Below are 14274 nucleotides of genomic sequence, written 5' to 3'. Positions count from 1 at the left end.
CGCCCACCGCTGGAACACGCCCCGCGATGTTGTTCGAGACGCTCGCCCACTCGCTGCGCGACCGTGTCGACGGAGAAGTCCGGTTCGATGCCGGTTCTCGCGCCGCCTACTCCACCGATGCCTCCAACTACCGCCAGATTCCCATCGGTGTCGTCGTACCCAGAACTCCGGAGGCAGCAATCGCGGCGGTGACCGTGTGCCACGAGAACGACGTGCCCGTCCTCTCCCGCGGCGGTGGCACCGGCCTCGCGGGGCAATGCTGCAACGCGGCGGTGGTGCTGGACTGGAGTAAGTACTGCACCCGGGTCGAGAGCCTCGACGCCGACGCGGGCACCGTGATCGTGCAGCCCGGCATCGCCCTCGATCAGCTCAACGATCAGCTCGAATCGACGGGTTGGATGGTGGGGCCGAAGCCGTCGACGCATGTCAGCTGCACCATCGGCGGGATGATCGGCAACAACTCGTGCGGCTCCACAGCACAGGCCTACGGAAAGATGGCCGACTGCATCCGCCGGCTCGAAGTGCTCACCTACGACGGGCACCGCATGTGGGTGCAGGACACCACCGACGACGAGTTCGAGCAGATCATCGCCGCGGGCGGGTGGCGCGCCGACATCTACCGGACACTGCGGCAGATGCGGGACGACTATGCCGACGAAATCCGCGACCGCTACCCGGACATTCCGCGGCGGGTGTCCGGGTACAACCTCGACCAGCTGCTGCCAGAGAACGGCTTCAACGTCGCCCGGCTGCTCGTCGGTTCGGAAAGCACACTGGTGACAGTGCTGCGCGCGGAAGTGTCTCTGGTGCGCGTCCCTGCGGCAAAGTCGTTGGCCTTACTCGGATTCGATGACATCTGTGCTGCCGCCGACGCTGTCCCCCAGGTGTTGGAACACAACCCTGCCGCATTGGAAGGCATCGACCACCGGCTGGTTCAGCTCGAACACAGTCAGCATCTCGCCGCCGCAGCACTGAAAGAACTACCCGACGGCACCGCATGGCTGATGGTGCAGTTCAACGGAGACACCGAAGAAGAGGCCGACCGCAAAGCAACCGCAATGATCGACGACCTCCAGGCGGTGACATCGCACGCGCGGATCCTCGACGACCCCGATCATGAAAAGCAGGTGTGGGCTGCCCGGGAGGCCGGTCTCGGAGCAACCGCCTATCCGCCCAACGAACCCGAAACCCATGAGGGCTGGGAAGACGCCGCCGTCCCCCCGTCTCGTCTCGGCGACTATCTCCGGGACTTCCGCAGGTTGCTGGACAAGTACGACTACGGGACAGCGTCACTGTACGGGCACTTCGGGCACGGCTGCGTCCACACCCGCATCCCCTTCGACCTGCGCACCGCCGAGGGGATCGCCCGCTATCGCTCGTTCGCGCAGGAAGCCGCTCGTCTGGTCGTGTCGTACGGCGGGTCGTTGTCCGGTGAGCACGGCGACGGACAGTCCAAGGCCGAGCTGTTGCCGATCATGTTCGGCGAGAAGATCATTACAGCGTTCGAGACACTCAAGGCGATCTTCGACCCGGCGGATCGGATGAATCCGGGGAAGATCGTCCATCCGCACCGCCTGGATGAGAATCTGCGCCAGGGAACCCACTATCTTCCGATCGAACCGGCCGTGCACTTCGCCTATGCCGACGACGACCATCGATTCAGCCGGGCCGCGGCCCGCTGCGTCGGGGTCGGCAAATGCCGCGGCCACGAATCGGGCGTGATGTGCCCGTCCTATCGCGCCACCGGCGAGGAGGAGCATTCGACCCGCGGCCGCGCTCGACTGCTGTTCGAGATGCTCGAAGGCGATGTCATCACCGACGGCTGGAAATCCACCGCCGTCCGCGACGCCCTCGATCTGTGCCTGGCCTGCAAGGGGTGCCGGTCCGACTGCCCGGTGAACGTCGACATGGCCACGTACAAGGCCGAATTCCTCTCGCACCACTACCGTCACCGGCTCCGGCCGCCGTCGCATTACTCGATGGGATGGCTCCCGCTCTGGGCTCGTATGGCTTCCACCGCACCCACCGTGATCAACGTCCTCACCCACACTCCCGGCCTGTCGGGCATGATCAAAACGGCCGGGGGTGTCGACCGGCGGCGGCCTTTCCCGCGCTTCGCCGAGCAACGATTCACCGACGGGTGGCGCCGGCAACCTCCCCGCCGTCAACAGGCCGCGCATCGCGGCACCGTCCTGCTCTGGCCCGACACCTTCACCAACAACTTCGATCCCGGCATCGCTCGCGACGCCGTCGCCGTCCTCGAAGCCGCCGGGTTCACCGTCCAAGTCCCGGACGGCACGCTGTGCTGCGGGCTCACCTGGATCTCCACCGGCCAGCTGAACGTCGCCCGACGCGCACTGCGCCGCACCCTGCACGCCCTGCAGCCCGCTCTGCGTGCAGGCACCCCGATCGTGGTCCTCGAACCGAGCTGCGCTGCGGTCTTCCGCGCAGACCTTCCCGAGCTCATGCACGGCAACGAAGATGCACACCGCCTCGCCGGCCAGACCTACACCCTCGGAGAGCTACTGCAGAAGGAGGCACCCGACTGGCATCCCCCGCACGAGAGCACCGTGAACGCCGTCGTCCAGCCGCACTGCCACCACCACGCCGTCCTGAAATACAAGGCCGACCACGAAGTTCTCGACAAGGCCGGGGTGGACGCGAACGTCCTCGACGCAGGCTGCTGCGGGCTGGCCGGGAACTTCGGGTTCGAGCGCGGCCACTACGACGTCTCCGTCGCGTGCGCTGAAGACAAACTGCTGCCCGCCCTCCGGAAGAAAGCCGACGACACCGTGGTGCTGGCCGACGGATTCAGCTGCCGCACACAGATTCGCGACCTCGAGCCCGGGGTGAGGCCGCTGCATGCGGCTCAGATTCTGGCCGCCCAGGTCCGTGGCAGCATCACCGACTACTGAGGCGACCTTCCGCCAACCGCCTGCGAAGACCGCGGCTGTCCGTGTAAGCAGACTGAAGAGGACGCACACGGGCAGAGGAGGTACCGATGCTTCGGTTCTTGTCGGTGGGGGCACTCGCCGCGGCAGTCATCGTCACCGGTCTCGCCGCGGTTGTCGGAGGGTGGGCATGGATTCTGGTACTGGTCCTGCTTGCCTGCCTGCTCCTCGTCGGCGTCTACGACCTGGTACAACGCCGACACTCGGTGCTACGTAACTACCCCATCCTCGGCCACCTCCGGTATCTGCTCGAAAGCCTGCGTCCGGAATTGCAGCAGTACTTCATCGAACGCAATTTCGACGGGCGACCGTACGACCGTGACGTCCGCACCATCATCTACGAGCGAGCCAAAGGCATTCACGGTGAACTGTCCTTCGGTACCGAACGCGACATCGAGGAAGTCGGCTACGAGTATCTGGTCCATTCCACCGCTCCCGTCCCCGAGCCGGACGAGCCGCCACGGGTGATGATCGGTGGGCCCGAGTGCGCACAGCCGTACTCGATGTCGTTGCTCAATGTGTCGTCGATGAGCTTCGGTGCACTCTCCGGTAATGCGCTGCGGGCGCTCAACAAGGGTGCCGCTATGGGCGGGTTCGCTCACGACACCGGCGAAGGCGGGCTCACCCCGTACCACCTCGACGGTGGCGGCGATCTGGTGTGGGAGGTCGGATCGGGATACTTCGGTACCCGGACGAAGGAGGGCCGGTTCGATCCCGACCAGTTCGCCGATCAGGCCGCCCACCACCAGGTCAAGGCCATCTCACTCAAGCTCAGCCAGGGTGCCAAGCCGGGGGTCGGGGGCGTCCTGCCCGCCGCGAAGGTGAGCGATGAAATCGCCCGGTATCGCGGCGTGCCTGCTCACGAGAAATGCGTCAGCCCCGCGGCGCATTCCGCGTTCCATACTCCCCGTGAACTGATTCAGTTCATCTCGACGATGCGTGAACTGTCCGGCGGGAAGCCGATCGGGTTCAAACTGTGCGTCGGGTCGCGGGTGGAGGTCCTCGCATTGTGCAAGGCGATGCTCGATCAAGGCAGCGCGCCCGATTTCATCATCGTCGACGGCGCCGAAGGCGGCACCGCGGCAGCACCTTTGGAATACGAGGACCACGTCGGGCTTCCGCTGACCAGCGGATTGATCACCGTCCACAATGCACTCGTCGGAAGCGGTCTGCGCGATAAGGTCAAAATCGGCGCCAGCGGCAAGGTCGCGCTCGGAAACGACATCGTCAAACGCCTGATCCAGGGAGCCGACTACACCAACGCCGCCCGCGCCATGATGATGGCGGTGGGCTGCATCCAGGCCCAGCGGTGCCATACCAATACCTGTCCGGTCGGGGTCACGACGCAGGATCCCAGGCGCGCTCGCGCCCTCGACGTCGAAGACAAGAGTGTGCGCGCGTATCGCTATCAGGACGCCACCGTACGCCAGGCCGTGCAGATCATGGCCTCGCTGGGTGTATCCGATCCCAGTGGATTGACGCCGCACATGCTCCACAAGAAGCTGGGTCCCACGGAGATCCGGTCGTACGCCGATCTCTACGAGTGGTTGGCTCCCGGCGAACTCGTGGCCGACCCTCCGCAGGAGTGGGCAGGCGACTGGGCGGCAGCGAATCCCGACACGTTCCGTCCGGTCATGCGACGTTGAGTCCGGTCGTGTCGTGGACGCACGACAGCAAAGGATCTCAGAACGGTCCTCGCAGCCTGGGTGTCGCCCGTGCCGCGTCCGCCACCCGCCGCTCGTACCACCCCTCGACAAATGCCGCATATGCTTCACGGGCCAGATCGACGGTGCGGTCGCGGAACTCCATGAGTTCGGCACTCACCGCCGCCTGAACTCCGCGGAGGTCTCGCGGTCCGAGATTCCACGGCTCCGGCAGGATCTCCGCGGCGACCTCGTCGAGAATCCCGCGCCGATCAGCACCGTCGCCGACTACGAAATGCGCTAGCACACCGACACTTTCCGACACCAGCACCACGTCAGGAGAGTGCGGCGAACTCAACACCGCGTATGCAATCAGCCAACTCTCGTCCAGCGCACCGGACTGCGCGAGTTCGACGATCGAGTCGACGACGAATCTCGCGTTGACTTCGACCGCATCGGCCAGCGCCGCAACATGCCTCGCCGGAAGTGTGGGGAGCACTGCGCAACGCGCTTTCGCAGCTACGATGCACACCGCCAGACCCGCGAGCACGTCATCCGGCAGATCTGCTTCGTAGTGTCGGGCATAGTCGGTGATCGTCGGCAGACCGTACCGGCCGAGGTCCGCATCCAGTTCCTGCTCGGTGATCCCGTCCCAGCTGTTCCTCAACCGAATCAACGCCCATGCCCCGGCAAGTGCGTCGTGATGTGGATCTTCCTGCCACGGAGCGACAACGGCGTGATCCAGCAGGTTCAGGATATGCCGGGCAAGTAATTCGACGTCGGCACACCAGGGTTCGCACACCACCGCATCCTGGAGGAAACGCGGCGCAACCACACTCGGATATGCCTGGACCATCCGACGCCATTGCGCCGCCGTCCACCGCTGTGCGGCTACGACATCGTCCAACCCCGGAATCACACCCGAACCTTCGCTGAGTTCGTAGAAAGCGCGCCACAGAGCGACGACCGCCAGCTCGCTTCGCACCCGTGCCCCTTCTCCTCGCTCGGCCAGGGCAAAGACACCTTCGGCGATGATCACGCTCAACGTGGTGTTCACCAAGGACGGGTCTGAAGCGAAGTCGTCGAAAGTCGGCACGTCGGCCACGCTGCTGGCGATGAAGGCCAAGACGGCCGGTTCGAGCCGGGATCCGAGCGGGCGGCCGATGAAGTCGAAGTGGCCGATCACGGCGGGCTGCAGATAGTCCATGCACGTCGACCGTCCGACCGGGCCGACCCCCTCGACGAGCTTCGGACCCCGGGCGTCGTCACACAGCACCGGGACCACCGCCAGTTCGAGGATCTCGCGGACGAGCTGGTCGCCGAGATCGCTCATGAGGTCGGCACGGACGATCGCATCGATCGCCTGGAGTGCTGAGACCGCCACCTCTTCGATCTCGTAGGCGGTATACAGCCGGCTGCGCAGAGCGCGGAGAAGACGATCGGCTTCCGTCACCAGTTCAGGTGTCCGATCGCAGTGTTCGAGTAGTGCACGATGTGCTGGGTCCGCGTTCCGGAACCACGCGCGATCGTAGAACACCCGGAACGCGAATACTCGAGCTGCAAGGGTGCACACCACGGGCGCCAACCGGCCGGCTGCATTCCACGCACTGAAGACGCGGGCAGCCTGCGACGCGGTATCCCCGAAGCTGCTGTCCACCACGTCCACGATCAACGACGCGAACTCCGACTCCATCACCGTGTCGGGGCTTTGTTCCAGCAGGACGGTCGTCGCCTCGGCCAACGAGTCGTGCAGGTCGCTGTCCGCCACCACCGCCATCGCCAACGGCCACATCGGGGACAGGTGCTCGTCGCCCGCTTTCCTCGCGATCTCGTCCTGATGCTCGAGCGTACGGGCGGCAACCGATTCGTCGACGAGGACGATCTGTGCCAACCGTGACCAGGGAGTTACCGGCACCACGTCGCCGTTGTCGACGCAATGTGGTTCTCCATCGAGTGCGCCGAGGATCGGCGATTCGTTCTCACCGAACACCACGCACCCCGGTGTGTCACCCGGAAGATCTTCGAGGGGTACCGCCACCAGATGCGCGCCGCGCGCAACGGTGTCGTCGACTGTGTGCAACCTGTCGAAGGTCGACCATCCGAAGCGCCTGCTCGTTCCCGGTGACATGAAGTGGGAAACTGCGGCGATCCATCCGGCTGCACTGTCCGAATCCGCGCAGCCGAGGACCACGGGTGACCCGCCGCGGAAGGCCTGCGCAACCGCGTCGAGCAGAACGCTGAAGATACCGATGCGCGACGTATCCGGGTCGAGGAGAAAGTCCACCGCCGCGGCACGTGACGCGACACCACTGGGGCTGGGTTCCGGGGACGAGAGGATTGCGGCAGCGACGTCGCTGGGTCCGTACGGCGTGAGCCACTCGGCCGAGTGCCATCGTTCGATCGGCCGCAGCGCTCCTGCCTCATCGGTGCGCCGGTCGAGAAGTGTGTGAGCGAAAACGTTCTCGATCCGACCGGAAGCGTCCATACCGGCCTGAACCGTGTGCCAGTACAGGCCTGAGTTTGCGGGCCCGGGCGCGTACACCATCCGGCGGGGACGATTCTCCACTTCCTCGGCTGTGACGAATCGGGGAAACGGCCGGACCGATTCGAACTGCGTCACGACGCCAGCGAGTAACCGTTCCTCTTCTTCCGCATCGACATCGCCGGTTGTCTGCTTGATCTGCCAATCATCGCCGCCGGCGTTGCCGGGGCGACCGAAGAACGTGTAGGTGAGTTGACCGAATCTGGGGCGCTCGGCAACGGTGGTCACGTCACTCCGTCCCCTCGCCGATCCGAACCCCATCGAGCATCAACCGCAAGCGGATTGTGGGTCACAATGGACGGCACCAGCATGACGTGCACCGATTCTCGGACGGAATCGGACAGCCCGAGAGTGTGTGCATCCAAATGCGCCCGATCGAGACCTTCCCAGGTGCGGTTTCGGTGGGATCCATGGCAACCAATAGTAGTCAGCGCGAATGCGCACCACAGCCGGACCGGTCAGTCACTCCCTTCCACTTCCACCCCGTATCGCACCGCGAGCGCTGCAAGATCGTCGTCGTATCCCTGCCCAACAGCCCTCAACCGCCATTTTCCGGATCGCCGGTAGATCTCGGCCAGCACCATCGTGCGCTCGGTTGTACCTGCGTCGAGGACCGCGGTGGCGGCGGTGCCTGATTCGCTGTCCACGCTGATGGAAATCGCGCCGAGGTCGCCGAACGTGCGGTCCCCGTCGATCGCCGCCGCAATCGCGATGCGCTCGCACTCAGCCGGAATGGATGCCAGGTCGATGCGGACGGACTGCTCACTGCTGCCGTCCACGGTCAGCTCGACAACACCGTCGTCGCATGCAGGGTTGTTGTAGAACACGAAATCGACGTCGGTGTCGACTCTTTCATTACCGTCGAGTAGGAACGCGACGATGTCGACGTCGAACTCGTCTCCGGTCGCTTCGGCCTTCCACGCGACATTGACCGACCACTGCGCGGGCTTCGCCGGAAGGTCGATCACTTCGCCTTGTGAGAGCACCGGCGCGCTCAGGCGGGATTCGGTGCGCATGTGGGGAGGGACGACACCCATCTCGATCGCGGCATTCACGTCGTCCGGCGTGAGCACCGGCAGCTGACGATCGTGGACCCGCGACAGCCGCTTGTCTGCGTCGGCGCCTTCCAGGAGCAGGGCGTCGGTGACGGCAGCCGTGAAGTTGAGGGACGGTCGGGCACCGAGCTGCGCGATGCGCGAGCGCATCAAGACCGCCTCGAGGTGCGTGCCACCCAGCAGGAGGACACGACGCCCCGACCACAACTTGGGCTTCATTCCCTGGAGCGCCCAGTTCTGCGGCTCCGGCGTGGGTGCCGCCGTCACCGGGGTTTCCTGCTGAGGAACGATGTCGATCACCGTCGCGGCCTTGGACTCACCCGGCGCCACCCACATCATCAGTGCTTCGAGCTGCTGTTCGGTGATGACGGGGATGCCCTCGGCCATGGCCTTGCGCACCTTCGCGGTCTGCACGCCGGGGTCGTTGCAGACGACAACGCTGGTCTGGCGACTTGCGCTGTTGAGTACGTCGAGGCCAGCGGCTGTCATTCGCCCGGCCAAGGTCAGTCGCGGCGTAGTGGTGGCACCACTGATCACGACCTTCATGCCCTGCACCAGCCCCGTCTCGGTGAGGCGGCCCGGATTCGTCCACTGGCACGGCACCCGCTGCACCGAGTCGGGGTACACGGACTTCCTGCTGCGGCAGTTCACCACCGGCAAGGGCAGCTGCAGGCTTTCTGCCATGGTGGCGCTGCGCACGAACACCTCGGAGAGCACCCGCGCGTCGTCGTAGGCGTCGTGTGCTTGCAGCTGCTGGACCTGCCAGTGCTGGGCGAGGGTCGCCAGCCGGTAGTTGGGTACGTCGAGTTCCAGGCGCCGCGACAACGCCAAGGTGCAGAGCCGCTGATCGGCCGGGATGGACCGGCCGGACCGCCGGAACTCGGCGTCGAGGAACCCGTAGTCGAACGACGCGTTGTGTGCGACGAGAGTGCCGCCGTCGAGGATGTCGGCAAGCTCGCCGGCGATATCCGTGAATCGGGGTGCGTCGGCGAGGCGCTCGCGTGTCAGGTTGTGGATGTGCACAGGCCCGGGGTCGCAGTCGGCGTTGACGAGGGTGGAGAACTCGCGTTCGACAGAACCGTCCTCGCGCAGCACGAGAGCGGCGACGCTGAGCACACGGTGCGCGTTCGGGCGCAACCCGGAGGTCTCGACGTCGACCACCACCCAGCGGTGACCGCGGGGCAGCGTCGCAGGCCCGTTGGCATGTGCGCGCGTATCGATCACATCGACCTCCTGATGCCTTCCGCGTCGGGATGGAAAACCGACATGACCGACATTCTTACCGGACGCCACCGACAGGTTCCAAGGCAGGCCGGGGCCGAATCGACTTGTGTAACACCACTGCCAGCACTGCCGATAACCAGGGACTTCTGCTGATCGGAATTCGGGTGACGGGACAAACGTGAAGAACTGGTTGGGACTCTTTGCAGCCCTCGTCGTCCTCGGATTGATCATCGAGCACTGGCAGACCATCCTGGTCGCCCTCGGCATCATCATCGGGGTCGTGGTCGCTGTCGCGATGATCGCGGCGGCAGCTCCCAAGATCCGCGGAGCCACGGAGCGCGCGCTCGAGGCCCGACGGAACGCAGCAGAGATGGAACGGGCTCGGCGATCGCGTTTGCGGGCTCGCGCCATGACGCAGCACGACTGGTACCTCGAGGGCAGCGATCGCGGGATCTACGGCGAGTTCCCGCCCGTCGACCTCGACAAGCTCTAGTTACGCCGCCGCATTCCACAGCACAGCCGCGCGCCGGAAAGACAGCCGCTCGCGGTCGACACGTTGTTCGCGTCCGTTTCATCCGCGGTTGTGCTTCGAAGCCGGGCGGATCTGGGCCCGGAATCCGCGCTCGGATCCTTTGTGCTGGATCAATCGCAATAACCGTGCAGGAAGACCCGCACCCCCGCGCGCACATGCTCTTCGGTCGAACGCCCCCCGCCTGAGGCGTCCCGGCCGATCAATGCCATCAGATGAAATGCGGCGAGCATCGGATCGTCGAGGTTCAGCCCGTCCAGGTTCTCGAGACGATCGGCGAGGTGCCGGCGCACTCGTAGCGGCCCGGCGTCCCGCCATGCGTCGATGGCAGCCTGCGGAATGTGGTCGATGTCGGCCTGTATCTGACGGACGAGAGCGAAGTGGGTGACGTACTCTTCGTCCCACACCAGGGCAACGCCCAGGTCGGTGAGGTCGTCTTCCAGGTCGGTGACCTTACGCTGCTCGTCCAGAGCTTGCATCGTGAGGGTATTTTCGTCGTGGGAGCCGCCGGTGGTGCGACGAAGACCGCACAAGTGCGCGACAACGATGCCGATATCGCTGTGGACTACAGCGATCCCGCCTGGCCGGAGCGCCTTGCCTCCGCACCCCGGATCAGTGTCGTGATGGACGGCGTCGGCGGCCGGATCGGCCGACAAGCTCTCGAACTTCTCGCCCCTGGTGGACGGATCATCCTCTACGGGTGGGCATCCGGCTCACCCACCGAGATCGCGACCACCGACCTGATCTCCCGGCAAATCACAGCAACCTGGGCGCTGGGGCCGCGCATGGTTCCGCCGGGCGGGTGGGACGCATTGCGCTCGACCTCCTTGGCGCGCGCTGCGGGCGGCGAGTTCCGACCGCTGATCACACGCTTCCCTTTGTCGGAGGCCGCAGCAGCACACGCGGCCGTGGAGGACCGGACAGCGCGCGGGAAGGTGGTGCTCACCAGCCGAGCGCAGGTAGTCCGATCCGTTCCAGATCGGCGTTCAGCCGGTGCCCAGTCTCCGTCCAATCGGTGACATAGACGGTTGAGTGTGCATTTGTTGTCGCGAATGTCGAGTACAGCCGACAACAACTGCGCACCCGATTCCGTCTCATGTCAGGTGTATCGGTAGAAGCCCTCACCCGACGCAAGTCCGAGCTTGCCTTTGTCGATGTAATTCTCTTTCAACCACACCGCGAGTTTCTGCTGTTCCTCGTCGCCGTTGGCCATGATGTTGTACGGGGTGGCAAGTCCAATGATGTCGTAGATCTGGAACGGTCCGAGCGGCGCGCCGGTCGCGATCTTCCACGTCTTGTCCACTGCCTCAGGGTCGGCGTATCCGCCGGCGGCGAGTTGCGCGGCCGATGAGAGGAACGGTACGAGGAGCGAGTTCAGGACGTATCCGGCCTTCTCCTTGTGCAGTTCGATGGGCACCATGCCGATCTGGGTCGCGAATTCGACTACCGCGGCCAGCACCGCGGGATCCGTATCGGCGGTGCCCATGATTTCGGCTGTGTTGAACTGCCAGACCTGGTTCGCGAAGTGCAGCGCGAGAAACCGGTCGGGGCGTCCGGTGGATTCTTTCAGGTCACTCGGGAGCAGCGTCGACGAATTTGTCGCGAAGATCGTCTTGGCCGGCGCCGCCGGCCCGATCTTCTCGTAGATCTCCTGCTTGAGCGACAGGATCTCCGGCACCGCTTCGACGACGAGGTCGGCGTTCGCCACTGATCCTTCCAGGTCCGTTGTCAGGGTGATTCTTTCGAGCGCGTCCCGAACGGCGTCCTCGGTGGCACCTGCAACGTCCCGCTTGTATGTCTCGCCTAATTCGGCGAACCGCTGTCGTGCGCCATCGAGCGCTTCACTACTGATGTCGTAGGAAGTGACATCGAATCCCTTGTAAGCAGACTGGAATGCGATCTGTGATCCCAGGACTCCAGCTCCGAGCACGGTGACTCTTCGAATTTCACTCATTCGTTTCTCCTTGTTGAGCCCGATCGAACTGCACTCCGATACGTGGACAGCTGCGACGAATACGAGGCTGACATTGCCGAATGAAGCCGGTCTGCTTACACAACAAAACCTCCGACGGCCCCGAAGGGGAAATCAGACGGTATTATGGGACGCCGGAACAAGTCGAAATCTATCACAGGCCACAGTCGCGCACAGGCGTTCCGAGCTCGGACAGATCCGCTCCCCACTCGACCTCGACCCGGCTTCTACTCGCGCGCGTGGGAATCATGACGGGACCGGTCGTGCTAGCGTCGAACCGATTTTCGGGCGGATCGGGGGGTCGCGTGAGCAGGTGGGGACGTGCAGCGATGAGTGCTGCAATCATCGCGGTAGCAGCAGCCTGCGGACCAGCACCAGCACCAGCAGTCGACAACAGCACCACCGTAACCACCGCACCGACAACACGCACACCGCGCATCGTCGACGACTCCGGTCGCCCCGACGTCACCTTCGACCCCTGCCTCGACCTACCCGACGACGTGATGACCGAAGCGGGATACGACGCGGCACACAAAGAAATCACGGACATGCCGATGGGGTGGTACACGTTCCTGGGCTGCACCTACCGCGACCGAACACTCATCCCAGGAGTCCGACGTGGATACGGCCTCAATATCCTGGCAGGCAACGTTTCCATCGATGAGGAACTCGAAAAGAACGGATCTGTGGCAACCGCGGCCAGCATCAACGGACGTCGTGCTCTACTCGAGGTCGACCCGAACAACAGAGACACCTGCACGTACGTGTTACAGACCGAGTTCGGCATTGCCATCTTCAGCAGGATTTACCACAAGGATCACCCCGGGCCAGTGCCCCAAAACGAATGGTGTACCGGGTTTGAGGATTTCGTCTCCACTCTTGAGCCCTACATCTAGAACTGGATATAACGACCGCTACCACCGGAGGAACGCTTGCCTGACTTCGTGAGACTCGAACCGCTCGTCATCGAGGAGATCGTTGCGATCTGCAACACTACGCTCAGCGAACTAGAGAAGGCGCGAGAGACAACGAACAATCTGGCGGCAGCTCACGGCTTCGGTGACTTCGAGTCCGCCAAGCAACTCGCCACCGGCTACGCCCGCAAGGGCGCCGGCACACCCGAGTCTGCCCGCGAACGCGTAGAACAGTTCATCGACGCCCTCACCCAACTACACGACGCATTCGCTTCAGGCGGCGAAGCATTCCTCGGCANTTTCGGGCGGATCGGGGGGTCGCGTGAGCAGGTGGAGACGTGCAGCACTAGCTGCTGCAATCATCGCGGTAGCAGCAGCCTGCGGACCAACACCGGCAACAGAAATCGACAACAGCACCACCGTAACCACCGCACCAACAACACGCACACCGCGCATCGTCGACGACTCCGGCCGCCCCGACATCACCTTCGACCCCTGCCTCGACCTCCCGGACGACGTGATGACCGCGGCAGGGTACGACGCGGCGCACAAAGAGTTCGCGGACATGCCGATGGGGTCGTACACGTTCCTGGCGTGTGCCTACAGGGGAACAGAACTCGTCCGTGGTACGCGCAAGTTCTCCCTCAACGTGCTGTCAGGCAATATCAAGCTCGAAGAAGAACTTGCAAAGAACGGCGAAATCTCAACGGCCATCACCGTCAATGGAAGACGTGGTCTTCGCGAGATCGGCCCAAACGGCCGGAACGAATGCACTTACGCGCTACAGACCAACTTCGGGATTGTGCTCGTCAACCGCCTTTACCACAGCGATGGCTCGGCCCTGCCTAAGGAAGAGTGGTGCGCCGGAATGGAAGAACTCACCGCAATACTCGAACAATACATCGCCAACTAACCCAATCCTTCAATCGATGAACCGGGAGGACGCACTGTGAACGATTTTGTTCGGCTCGAACCGCACGTAATCGACGAGATCGTCTCGATATGCGATACGACCCTCGGCAAACTGAAGGATGCCCAGCAGCTTGCATCCCGACTTGGATCTGCCGACGGCTTCGGTGAGTTCCACTCGGCTCAACAACTTGCCGCGGGCTTCAGCCGTAAGGGTGCAGGCACTCCAGAGTCAGCGTACGAACGAGTCGCGCAGTTCATCGAAGCCTTGGAACAACTCCGCGACGCATTCGCTTCAGGCGGCGAAGCGTTCCTCGGCACCGAATTCGACTGGGTACGACAGCTTCAGTCGATCGACGTCGACACGTAACCGACCCGCCCTTCCCACGCGAAAGCCTGCTTGCCACAGCAACAATTGCTGCTGTGGGAAGCGGGAACCGTCGCGGGAATCATGACGAGACCGGTCGTGCTAGCGTCGAACCGATTTTCGGGCGGATCGGGGGGTCGCGTGAGCAGGTGGGGACGTGCAGCGATG

11 protein-coding genes and 1 pseudogene are annotated in these 14274 nt (G+C 64.0%); 8 read left to right on the top strand and 4 right to left on the bottom strand.

Annotated elements, in window-relative coordinates:
• Positions 1 to 26: 26 nt before the first annotated feature.
• Together HCA61_RS18520 and HCA61_RS18515 are read left to right on the top strand one after the other, a co-directional pair.
• A complete protein-coding gene (locus HCA61_RS18520) occupies positions 27 to 2915 on the top strand; it encodes an FAD-binding and (Fe-S)-binding domain-containing protein (RefSeq protein ID WP_169689887.1) in 2889 nt (962 codons plus the stop codon).
• 86 nt (positions 2916 to 3001) lie between these two features.
• Positions 3002 to 4597, top strand: coding sequence for an FMN-binding glutamate synthase family protein (locus HCA61_RS18515; protein ID WP_169689674.1), 1596 nt, complete (start codon positions 3002 to 3004; stop codon positions 4595 to 4597).
• 37 nt (positions 4598 to 4634) lie between these two features.
• On the opposite strand, the gene HCA61_RS18510 is transcribed toward HCA61_RS18515, so the two are convergent.
• Together HCA61_RS18510 and HCA61_RS18505 are read right to left on the bottom strand one after the other, a co-directional pair.
• Complete coding sequence (locus HCA61_RS18510) at positions 4635 to 7364, bottom strand: hypothetical protein (protein ID WP_169689673.1); 2730 nt, start codon at positions 7362 to 7364, stop codon at positions 4635 to 4637.
• 230 nt (positions 7365 to 7594) lie between these two features.
• Complete coding sequence (locus HCA61_RS18505; protein ID WP_346777599.1) at positions 7595 to 9415, bottom strand: TerD family protein; 1821 nt, start codon at positions 9413 to 9415, stop codon at positions 7595 to 7597.
• 178 nt (positions 9416 to 9593) lie between these two features.
• Here HCA61_RS18505 and HCA61_RS18500 point away from each other — a divergent pair, with 178 nt between their 5' ends.
• Complete coding sequence (locus tag HCA61_RS18500) at positions 9594 to 9908, top strand: hypothetical protein (protein ID WP_169689671.1); 315 nt, start codon at positions 9594 to 9596, stop codon at positions 9906 to 9908.
• Between the two features lie 149 nt (positions 9909 to 10057).
• Here the strand turns inward: HCA61_RS18500 and HCA61_RS26025 are convergent, their stop codons facing one another.
• The gene (locus tag HCA61_RS26025; RefSeq protein ID WP_206040286.1) at positions 10058 to 10423 is read right to left on the bottom strand and encodes a TetR/AcrR family transcriptional regulator C-terminal domain-containing protein; all 366 of its coding nucleotides are present in this window, start codon (positions 10421 to 10423) and stop codon (positions 10058 to 10060) included.
• Between the two features lie 18 nt (positions 10424 to 10441).
• Here HCA61_RS26025 and HCA61_RS18495 point away from each other — a divergent pair, with 18 nt between their 5' ends.
• A complete protein-coding gene (locus HCA61_RS18495; protein WP_206040285.1) occupies positions 10442 to 10963 on the top strand; it encodes a zinc-binding dehydrogenase in 522 nt (173 codons plus the stop codon).
• An 80-nt stretch (positions 10964 to 11043) separates the two neighbouring features.
• Here the strand turns inward: HCA61_RS18495 and HCA61_RS18490 are convergent, their stop codons facing one another.
• A complete protein-coding gene (locus HCA61_RS18490; RefSeq protein WP_169689670.1) occupies positions 11044 to 11898 on the bottom strand; it encodes a 3-hydroxyacyl-CoA dehydrogenase in 855 nt (284 codons plus the stop codon).
• An 80-nt stretch (positions 11899 to 11978) separates the two neighbouring features.
• On the opposite strand from HCA61_RS18490, the gene HCA61_RS18485 reads away from it, so the two are divergent.
• The 4 genes and pseudogenes from HCA61_RS18485 (at position 11979) to HCA61_RS18475 (ending at position 14109) form a co-directional block, all read left to right on the top strand.
• Positions 11979 to 12812: a DUF3558 domain-containing protein gene (locus HCA61_RS18485; RefSeq protein WP_346777598.1), complete on the top strand. Its 834-nt coding sequence runs from the start codon at positions 11979 to 11981 to the stop codon at positions 12810 to 12812.
• Positions 12813 to 12848: 36 nt separating this feature from the next.
• Positions 12849 to 13124 (top strand): annotated as a pseudogene (locus HCA61_RS26410) (hypothetical protein); the annotation flags it as partial.
• A gap of 28 nt (positions 13125 to 13152) precedes the next feature.
• Entirely contained in the window at positions 13153 to 13743 is a 591-nt protein-coding gene (locus HCA61_RS18480) for a DUF3558 domain-containing protein (protein ID WP_169689669.1), read from the top strand.
• A 36-nt stretch (positions 13744 to 13779) separates the two neighbouring features.
• The gene (locus HCA61_RS18475; RefSeq protein WP_169689668.1) at positions 13780 to 14109 is read left to right on the top strand and encodes a hypothetical protein; all 330 of its coding nucleotides are present in this window, start codon (positions 13780 to 13782) and stop codon (positions 14107 to 14109) included.
• Positions 14110 to 14274: the final 165 nt, after the last annotated feature.

This window comes from Rhodococcus sp. HNM0563, from assembly GCF_012726195.1.
Taxonomy (GTDB): domain Bacteria; phylum Actinomycetota; class Actinomycetes; order Mycobacteriales; family Mycobacteriaceae; genus Rhodococcus.
Note: the sequence above shows the minus strand (reverse complement) of the source record. Positions and strands in the feature narration are given on the sequence as shown.